At 50.1% G+C, this 1,597-nt stretch carries 1 pseudogene; it reads right to left on the reverse strand.

Features of this window, described 5'->3' with window-relative positions:
* Positions 1–1,483, reverse strand: a pseudogene (carB, locus tag J5F18_RS00265) (carbamoyl-phosphate synthase large subunit); the annotation flags it as partial.
* Positions 1,484–1,597 lie beyond the last annotated feature (114 nt).

Genomic DNA, 1,597 nt, shown 5'->3' on the forward strand with positions numbered 1-1,597 from the left:
GTTTCAGGTAACGCAGGCTATCAGCATCCATTCCCGCTAAGCCGAGTTGCTCAACTTCACGTTCTAACGCGATAATTTCTTCCAACTGAATGAGGAACCAGCGATCGATCTTGGTCAGGTTAAAGACCTCGTCCACACTCATCCCCATGCGGAATGCATCACCGATATACCAAATGCGCTCGGCACCCGGTTCTTTTAGCTCACGAATGATTTTGGTTCGCGCTTCGTCAGGCTCGCTTAAATCAACAATTGGGTCTAAGCCATTCATACCAAGCTCAAGGCCACGTAACGCCTTCTGCATAGACTCCTGTTGATTACGACCAATCGCCATCACCTCACCCACGGACTTCATTTGCGTGGTTAAGCGATCGTTCGCACCAGCGAATTTTTCAAAGTTAAAACGTGGAATTTTAGTGACGACGTAATCAATTGCAGGCTCAAACGAAGCCGGCGTCACACCACCAGTAATGTCGTTGGCCAATTCGTCCAAGGTGTAGCCCACAGCCAACTTGGCTGCCACTTTCGCAATGGGGAAACCTGTCGCTTTTGAGGCCAGCGCCGAAGAACGGCTCACCCGCGGGTTCATTTCAATAATGACCATCCGGCCCGTGTCTGGACAAATACCAAACTGCACGTTCGACCCACCGGTTTCAACGCCAATCTCGCGCAGAACGGCCATCGAGGCGTCGCGCATGATTTGATATTCTTTGTCTGTCAATGTTTGTGCTGGGGCAACGGTAATCGAGTCACCAGTGTGCACACCCATGGGGTCAAAGTTTTCGATCGCGCAGACAATAATGCAGTTGTCATTCTTGTCACGAACCACTTCCATCTCATACTCTTTCCAGCCGATTAACGACTCGTCAATGAGGAGCTCTTTGGTGCGTGATAGTGACAAACCACGTTTACATATCTCTTCGAATTCGTCACGGTTGTAGGCGATACCGCCGCCGCTGCCACCCATAGTGAATGACGGACGAATGATACAAGGGAAACCGATGCGCTCAAGAATATCGAAGGCTTCGTCCATACCATGGGCGATTTCAGCGCGTGGCGTTTCCAAACCAATCTTTTTCATCGCCTTGTCGAAACGATCGCGGTCCTCCGCTTTGTCGATGGCATCAGCCGTCGCACCAATCATTTCAACATTATACTTTTCTAAAACACCTTGGGCGTCGAGCTCAAGCGCACAGTTCAGTGCAGTTTGCCCACCCATGGTGGGTAAAATCGCGTCTGGACGTTCACGTTCGATAATTTTCTCAACCACTTCCCAGTGAATTGGCTCAATGTAAGTCGCATCGGCCATTTCTGGATCAGTCATAATCGTGGCTGGATTCGAGTTCACCAAAATAACTCGATATCCTTCTTCGCGCAGCGCCTTACACGCTTGCGCACCCGAGTAGTCGAACTCACACGCTTGGCCGATGACAATAGGACCCGCGCCGATAATTAAAATACTTTTTATGTCTGTACGTTTTGGCATCGTGGCATCCCGTCTTTATTGCTTCGCAGCTTCAAGCAGTTCAATGAAATGATCGAACAGTGGCGCAGCATCCTGCGGCCCTGGACTCGCTTCTGGGTGACCTTGGAAACTAAA

This window comes from Halomonas sp. BM-2019 (assembly GCF_017584085.1).